This window comes from Skermanella sp. (genome assembly GCF_059503625.1).
This window is the reverse complement of sequence record NZ_JCACHA010000925.1, coordinates 1-7,330: the sequence shown is the minus strand read 5'-3', so window position 1 is coordinate 7,330 and position 7,330 is coordinate 1. Positions and strand designations below refer to the sequence as shown.

The following is a 7,330-nucleotide window of genomic DNA, read 5'->3' as shown; positions in this document are numbered from 1 at the left end:
GGGGCGTAAGGCGGAGTTCACCCGGATATGCCAGCACGACCTGGTGCTGACGACCTACCCGCTGCTGTCGCGCGACAAGGATGCGCTGCTGTCCCAGGAGTGGCACATCGTGTTGCTTGATGAGGCGCAGGCGATCAAGAACCCTAAGGCGCAGGCGACACTGGCGGCGCTGCAGCTGCGGGCCCGCCACCGGGTATGCCTGACCGGCACGCCGATGGAAAACAACCTTGAGGAACTATGGTCGCTGTTCCACTTCCTGAGCCCTGGGCTGCTGGGAGATCAGCGCCAATTCAAACGGATGTTCCGCACCCCGATCGAGAAGCAGGGTGACGAGGACCGGCGCCGGCTGCTGACCCGGCGGGTACGTCCGTTCCTGCTGCGCCGGACCAAGGCGGAGGTGGCGGCCGAGTTGCCGGAGAAGACCGAAATCGTCGAGACGATCGATCTGGGCGATCCGCAGCGCGACCTTTACGAGAGCATCCGGGTGGCGATGGATGCAAAGGTTCGGGCGGAAATCGCTTCCAAGGGCCTGGCCCGCAGCCACATCATGATTCTGGACGCGCTGCTCAAGTTGCGGCAGGCCTGCTGCGATCCTCGGCTGCTCAAGGTGGCGGGTGCGGCCAAGGTCAGGAGTTCCGCCAAGCTGGAGCGGTTGATGGAGATACTGCCGGAACTGGTAGCGGAAGGCCGGCGGGTGCTGCTGTTCTCGCAGTTCACCAGCATGCTCGGCCTGATCGAGGAATCGTTGCACCGGACCGGGATCGACTATGTCAAGCTGACCGGGCAGACACGGGACCGCAGGACACCGGTGGATCGCTTCCAGGCCGGCGAAGTTCCGGTGTTTCTGATAAGCCTGAAAGCGGGGGGCACCGGCCTGAACTTGACCGCGGCCGACACGGTGATCCTGTACGATCCCTGGTGGAATCCTGCGGTGGAACGCCAGGCGATGGACCGGGCTCACCGGATCGGTCAGGACAAGGCAGTCTTCGTCTTCAAGCTCGTGACCGCCGGCACGGTGGAGGAAGCGATCCTTACCCTGCAGGCGCGCAAGCAGGCCCTGGCCGATGGCCTGTTCGATCCCGAAGCCGAAACAGGAGCGATGCTGACATCGGAGGACATCGATTTGCTGTTTCAGCCGATCGAGCGAGCTTGATGTGTCAACAACCGCCCGCTGAAGCAGCGGGCTTGTGAGGAGAGGAAGAGCACGCGTTCTCGCCCCCTCCCACAATAGGCAGGGTGACGGACTGCCCCTCCAGGTACCGGACGTCCGGGTTGGGTTCTCCAGCGTCCTGGCTGCCATAGCCGCCATCATCGGAGGTGACCCCCGCGGGCGGGAACACCCGATCCCGACGACTTCACAGCACGCTTGCGCGACGCGGCCCAACGGGAGACCTGAGCCGGTCACTCGGAGGCAGGCGAGGCGCAGGGAAGGTGGCATCCGACGTGCTCATTCGTCGGCCGGCCCGAATAATCCGACGGCGGCGATACGTGGTGCGACGACCGGCACCCAGCGGGCGAGGTCGGCCCGGTCCGCCGGGGCCAGGGCAGGATCGCGCCGCAGGGCGGCATTGAACCAGCCCTGGTGCACGCCGGGTCCAGTCCGCTCCAGGGCCGCAATGCAGTCCGGCACTGTTTCCGGCCTGCTCCGGGCGCGCAGCCGTGCTTCCAGCGTCGCCAGCAGGTCGTGGCGCCGGCGCCGGCGCTCGATGGCGTCGCCGAGGGGACCGCGGAAGTCGCCGACGGTCGGCATCCGGCGCCATGACCAGCGCTCCCAGACCGTCCGGTACGCCCGCAGCCACAGGTCGCGCGGCCACGCCGCCATGACCTCGGCGTCCATCTCGAGGGCACCCCGGTCCGGCAGGTCGAGCCGGTGGCGGTCGGCCAAAACCGCCAGGGCGTCGACGATCTCGGCAGGGTGGCACGGCTCCAGGTCGCGACGCGCTTCCGCCAGGGCAGCCGCCAGCGCCGCCCGGAACGGGGCCGGAAGCTCGGTGGCGTCGAGCCAGAACGGCTCCCGCGCGGTCCGGGCGGCGAACGCGTCCACATCCTCCAGGACCAGGGGGCCGGCGGCCAGGAGGCCGGCGTCGTCGGTCGGTGCCGTGGCGGGGTCGAAGGAGATCACATCGCCCATGGTGTCAGCCCTCCGCCCCGGCGTCCATGCCGCGGCGCGCCATCATGCTGGCCAGCACCTCACGGCCGATCGCCGCGTTGCGCGCCTCCTGGGCGGCGTGGTGGGCGCTCTGGGCCGAGGGCATCGACCGGGGCGCGTCGCGGAAGTCCCGGGGCGGTTCAAAGGTGGCAGTTGGCCGGCGGCTGGACGCGCGTTCGGCCAGCGCCCAGCGGCGCCACGCCGCCGAGGGGTCGGCATAGCGCAGGCCACGTGCCCGTGCTCCGCAGACGAACACAGCGGTCATGTGCCCGGCGTTCAGGTCGGGCCGGTGCGCTGCCAGCCAGGCGACGTCGCCGGCATCCGGCCACCAGTCGGCCGGCACCGGCCGGTTCCGGTCATCGCCGCCGTTCCGGTCATCGCCGCCGTTCCGGTCATCGCCGCCGTTCCGGTCATTGCCGCCCATCGACCGCTCCCGGCAGTGACAGCCCGCGCACCGCAAGGTGGCGCCGCTGGAGGAATCTTTGTTCAAGGGAGTCTGTTCCTGATGTGCGCCGTCCGTCACACCGGCTATTGCCGGAGTGATCACAGCCTCCGGTGCGGGCACCGCGGGTTTCACCGGCGCAGGCATGACCGGTCCGGCTGGTGCCGAATCGCCTGCTGGGTTTCCGGCATCCTCCAGCGGGGTGCCGTCCCTGCCGCTAGTGCGGGAGCCGGGCATCGGGTCACCGGAAAGGTCGGTTGGAGTGTCCGAGGGGCCGGCGAGATCGGGCAGGCGGTAGCGGCAGGCCAGATTCCAGCCGTCGCGGTCGGCGCGGTGTTCCTTCTCGACCAAGCCGCCGGGCTGGCACAGCCGGGCGAGCACCCGGCACACCCACTCGCGCGAGTGCTGGAGCAGGCCGGCGAGCGTGCGCTGCCGGACCACGCACACGCCGTCGCGATCGGCATGCACGGCCAGCGCCGTCAGCACCGCCAGTTCCTCGACCCCGACGCCCGGGTCCTCGAGCCAGCGGACCGGGACCCGCCCGAAGCGCCGGACGGCGGAAGGGGATGCGCCCGCATCGGCGCCATCGGCGGCGGGGGTTGGGGTGTCGGTGTTGGTGGTCGACATGGTGATGACCTCCATGCGGAGTGGAAACCGCCGCGCCGTCCGAGGGAGGGCGCGGCCTGAGGACTCATCGCCGGGCGTTGAACGCCGGTCGGGCGGCGAAGTAGCGGCAGGCCGGCGAGCCGGGATCGATCGGGCTGCCCTTGCGGCCGGTCAACGCCCGGTATTTGGTACAGACGAAACGGGATCCGTCGGGGGACTGGTGGGCACAGCCGGAGCACCGGGCGCCCTGCGGGCCAGAGCCTGGGAACGCCGCATAGCAGCCCATCCTGGTCTTACCGCCGACGTTCAGCAGGGGAAGGTTGTTGTCCATAGGGGTCACTCCGCCGCGAGGGCATGGGACGCAGCGACGGCGCGCCGAAACGGCCTCAGGCGGTCGCGAACCTCACGGTTCCAGGCAGGACCACCGGCCCAGGGATCGATCCCGATCTCGCCAAGCAGGGTCACGTAGGTATGCCAGTCCCGACCCCTGATCTCGGGCTGGGCGTAGGGGCTGTGAGCCGCGATCAGGGCGGCGGCGTAGAGCTGGTCGTCGCCCGCCATCTCCAGCTCGACATCGTTGGCCAGGGCCGCCGCCTCGGCGATCGACAGCGGGAATAGGTCGGTCGAACCGAGACAGCGGGGCCGATAGTCGGACCCAAAGTGGCTGGCCGCCATCGTCGTGAAGCGCGCGAAGCCGAAGCCCAGAAGACTGGTCGCCCGGGCCTGGAGGATACGGCATTGCTGGCCCGCCACCGGGCAGGTGATGAGCCAGCCCACGAGGCCGGTCCGAACGCAGTCGGCCAGAAGCAGGCGCTGGGCGGAAGTCAAGCGGTACGGCATGGCGTCGTCCTCCCTTGGAACCCGTCGTGGCTGTCGCAATCGCCGGTGCCGGACTTCCAGGCGTCGAGCTTCTTGCACCGCCGGCAGATGCGGTGGCCGATATGAGCGGAAGCAAAGGCCCTGCCGCATCCCAAGCACGTCCGGGTTTGCCGCCCGTGATGCTCGCCGGGATCGGGTGCGACCGGTCCGGAGCCGGATTCTCGAGTGGGGGCCATGGCTCAGACCTCCCGGGTGCAGAGGATGACGGGGGCCTGGATGGCGTGCCCGCTCTCCGGCATCGGCGTCGGCATGACCTCGAAACCGGCGGCGCGCAGTTCGGCGGCGACCTCGTCCCAGCGGCTGCCGGGGTTCGCCGGAACATAGACGACGGTCCGCCGGGATGACGGGTCCAGCAGCCACGTGACGGTCGCGAGGACGGTTTCGCGCGAGCTGCGGCGCAGGTTGGCACAGTGGCCGGGGATGGTCAGCCGCCAGGAAGCGTCCTGGTCAGTGGCCAGCTCGGTGGCGGTGCCGACGCGCTCGCCGTCCGCCAGGATGCGGTAGGTGGTGCGGCCGGCGGTAGCGCCAGCCTCGACCAGCTCGATGCACCGGGTCATTGCTCGTCCTCCCCGATCAGCGCGCGGATGTCCGCCGCGAGGGTGCGCAGGATGTAAAATTTGCTGTCGTCCCTGGTCGACTTGATCAGGGCCTCAAACTTGGCGGCAAATTCGGCGGCGGTGACCGGTCGCTTATTGAGCGGGGCTTTCAGGCCGCGGCACGCGAGCATCCCGGCATCGTTCCAGGCGTCCGGGTCGAAATCCTGGTTGATGGCCTCGAGGGTGGCGGCGGAGCGCTGATGGTCCACGATCAGGCCGCCCAGCTTCGGGGGGATTGCGGAGGGTTCCACCGCGGACATGGCAGCGACTACCGGGGCGATGGTCGCTCCCAGAATGGTGGTGCGGAGGAGACTGCGGCGGATTGTCGGACACCCCGCTGGGTTCAGGTGCCAAGGACGGTCACGTTGCGCTCGATCAGGCAGGGAGCATCTATCGACCCGGTTTTCAGGGCATGGGACTGGGAGAACAGCAGAGTTTGAGGGGTATAGGAAGGAGGCGTTCTCTGCGGTTAGCATCGAGGGAACTCCGTTTGGAAGACCGAGCGAGCGGTGTTGCTATGACTTCCCGCTCCGGCCGAGGGTGGTTACTCAGCGGCGACAACGTACTGCCGGCCTTCGGTCAAAGGCCCTTTCGAGGGCCGTCTGAAATCAACGAGTTACGACCCTTTATCCTCGACACTGTCGTTGCTGGAGGTGCAGATGGGATCGTGGTTCTTGGTGGAGGAGAAGGACTTGCTATTAGCCTGAATACTGATGGACATTCTGTCCTCCTGATTTGGCTTGATGCGTCCTGATGAACACAGAATAGTGCATCAGAATTCATCAGTCAATTGGAGAATAGCATCATATAGTATCAGGAATGATAATTATGACGAAGGACCGTAGCCGCATCACCCCGATCAGCGTTCGGCTTGAACCGGGTTGGAAGCGAGTGCTGGAGCGCTTGGCAAAAGAGGATCGTCGCTCAGCATCAGCTTGGGCCGAGAAGGTCCTTATTGATCACATGAAGGCACAGGGCTTTGTAGCCGAAGAAGATCAAGGCGAAGGTGAGAAGTGACCATCACGCTGCCTGCTACGCCACCGTCCTATGAATTGGACAGAGCTGAACCGTTGATTACGAGACCACAAGCAAAGATGACCAAGCTGGAAAAGATAAACCCGGACCGCGCTGGTTGATGGAGGTCAACCGTATGCCAATGTGCTTGACAGGCGAGGCCGCCACCGAGCGGCGGACCAGTTTGGCACGCTCGAACGTCAAGACAATTCGCGGGTAACGTCCAGCAGAGTGGTGGAAATTGGCCCCTGAAGGGATGAGATGGACCCAGGTGGAGCTCGCAGAGCGGAACCTGGGTCCATCTCATCCCTCCGCCCTTGGGGCCGCAACAACGCGGAGGTGGTCATCACGCTCATCAGGTAAGGTCGAGTTGCAACACGAGACCGAGACCCAAGGAGGCATGATGACACTTCTGCTCGACCAGATCCAGGCCAGTACCGACGGCGACTTTCTGCGCGCCATCGCCGCCCACACGCTCCAGCGGCTGATGGAGTTCGAGGTGGACAGCCTGATCGGTGCCGGGCGCCATGAACGCTCGGATGAGCGCACCACCTACCGCAACGGCCATCGGGATCGTCAGCTGGAAACCCGGCTCGGCACGCTCGACCTGAAGATCCCGAAGCTGCGCCAGGGGACCTACTTTCCGGCTTTTCTGGAACCTCGCAAAACCGCCGAGAAGGCGCTGACGGCGGTGATCCAGGAAGCCTGGATCCAGGGCGTGTCCACGCGCAAGGTCGATGAACTGGTCCAGGCGCTGGGCATGACCGGCATCTCCAAGTCGCAAGTCTCGGCGCTGTGCCAGGACATCGACACCCGCGTGCTGTCCTTCCTCGAGCGGCCGCTGGAAGGCGAGTGGCCCTACCTCTGGCTTGATGCGACCTACATCAAGGTCCGCCAGAATGGCCGCATCGTGTCGATTGCGGCAATAATCGCCACCGGCGTCAACCAGGATGGCCGCCGCGAGATCCTCGGGCTCGGCCTGGGTCAGTCGGAAGCCGCGACCTTCTGGATCGAGTTCCTGCGCGGTCTGGTACGCCGCGGCCTCAAGGGCGTGAAGCTGGTCATTTCCGACGCTCACGAGGGCCTCAAAGCCGCTATCGCGCAGGTCCTGAGCGCCACCTGGCAGCGGTGCCGGGTTCATTTTATGAGGTCGCTTTTGGCCCATGTGCCGAAAAGCCAGCAGAGTGTCGTCTCGGCTGCCGTTCGCCAGGTCTTTGTCCAGCCCGATCGCGAGACTGCCGGACAAGCCTGGCGCCACGTTGCCGATCAGCTCCGCCCGCGCTTTCGCAAGGTCGCCGCCCTGCTCGACGAGGCCGAACATGACGTGCTCGCCTACATGGACTATCCTGAGCCCCACCGTAGCAAGTTGCACTCGACCAATCCAATCGAGCGCTTGAACAAGGAAGTAAAACGCCGCACCAATGTCGTCGGTATCTTCCCGAATGAAGCCAGCGTTCGCAGACTGGTCGGCGCTGTACTACTCGAACAGAATGACGAGTGGCAGTTACAACACCGTTACTTGACGTTGGAAACGATGGCCGGCATGGCTGCCAGTGATGAAGCGGCCCTCGCCGCGCTGACCACGACCTGACCTAAGGTGCTGATGACCGCTTCCCAATTTACACCACCTTGACGGACGCAATC

9 protein-coding genes and 1 pseudogene are annotated in these 7,330 nt (G+C 66.2%); 3 read left to right on the top strand and 7 right to left on the bottom strand.

Annotation, left to right across the window (positions count from 1 at the left end):
- Positions 1–1,153: DEAD/DEAH box helicase (locus AC5JJ6_RS33780; RefSeq protein ID WP_496046242.1), on the top strand; the 1,153-nt coding region annotated here is incomplete at its 5' end.
- On the opposite strand, the pseudogene AC5JJ6_RS33775 reads toward AC5JJ6_RS33780, so the two are convergent.
- From AC5JJ6_RS33775 to AC5JJ6_RS33745, 7 genes and pseudogenes are all read right to left on the bottom strand, one after another.
- Positions 1,132–1,302, bottom strand: a pseudogene (locus tag AC5JJ6_RS33775) (hypothetical protein); the annotation flags it as partial. The gene AC5JJ6_RS33780 and the pseudogene AC5JJ6_RS33775 sit on opposite strands and share 22 nt — an antisense overlap.
- Before the next feature lie 145 nt (positions 1,303–1,447).
- On the bottom strand, positions 1,448–2,131 hold the full coding sequence (locus tag AC5JJ6_RS33770) for a hypothetical protein (protein WP_496046241.1): 684 nt from the start codon (positions 2,129–2,131) through the stop codon (positions 1,448–1,450).
- 4 nt (positions 2,132–2,135) lie between these two features.
- Positions 2,136–3,218, bottom strand: a complete 1,083-nt coding sequence (locus AC5JJ6_RS33765) for a hypothetical protein (RefSeq protein WP_496046240.1) — start codon at positions 3,216–3,218, stop codon at positions 2,136–2,138.
- 64 nt (positions 3,219–3,282) lie between these two features.
- The gene (locus AC5JJ6_RS33760; RefSeq protein ID WP_496046239.1) at positions 3,283–3,528 is read right to left on the bottom strand and encodes a hypothetical protein; all 246 of its coding nucleotides are present in this window, start codon (positions 3,526–3,528) and stop codon (positions 3,283–3,285) included.
- Positions 3,529–3,533: 5 nt separating this feature from the next.
- Positions 3,534–4,037, bottom strand: coding sequence for a hypothetical protein (locus tag AC5JJ6_RS33755; RefSeq protein ID WP_496046238.1), 504 nt, complete (start codon positions 4,035–4,037; stop codon positions 3,534–3,536).
- A gap of 218 nt (positions 4,038–4,255) precedes the next feature.
- Positions 4,256–4,633 carry a hypothetical protein gene (locus AC5JJ6_RS33750; protein ID WP_496046237.1) on the bottom strand — a complete coding sequence of 126 codons (378 nt, stop codon included), beginning with the start codon at positions 4,631–4,633 and terminating at the stop codon, positions 4,256–4,258.
- The gene (locus AC5JJ6_RS33745) at positions 4,630–4,932 is read right to left on the bottom strand and encodes a hypothetical protein (RefSeq protein ID WP_496046236.1); all 303 of its coding nucleotides are present in this window, start codon (positions 4,930–4,932) and stop codon (positions 4,630–4,632) included. Before AC5JJ6_RS33745 ends, AC5JJ6_RS33750 begins: the two co-directional genes overlap by 4 nt.
- 568 nt (positions 4,933–5,500) lie before the next feature.
- Between AC5JJ6_RS33745 and AC5JJ6_RS33740 the strand changes: the two genes are divergently transcribed.
- Both AC5JJ6_RS33740 and AC5JJ6_RS33735 read left to right on the top strand, forming a co-directional pair.
- Positions 5,501–5,689 carry a hypothetical protein gene (locus tag AC5JJ6_RS33740; RefSeq protein WP_496046235.1) on the top strand — a complete coding sequence of 63 codons (189 nt, stop codon included), beginning with the start codon at positions 5,501–5,503 and terminating at the stop codon, positions 5,687–5,689.
- A 400-nt stretch (positions 5,690–6,089) separates the two neighbouring features.
- Positions 6,090–7,277, top strand: coding sequence for an IS256 family transposase (locus AC5JJ6_RS33735; protein WP_496046234.1), 1,188 nt, complete (start codon positions 6,090–6,092; stop codon positions 7,275–7,277).
- The last annotated feature ends 53 nt before the right edge of the window (positions 7,278–7,330 follow it).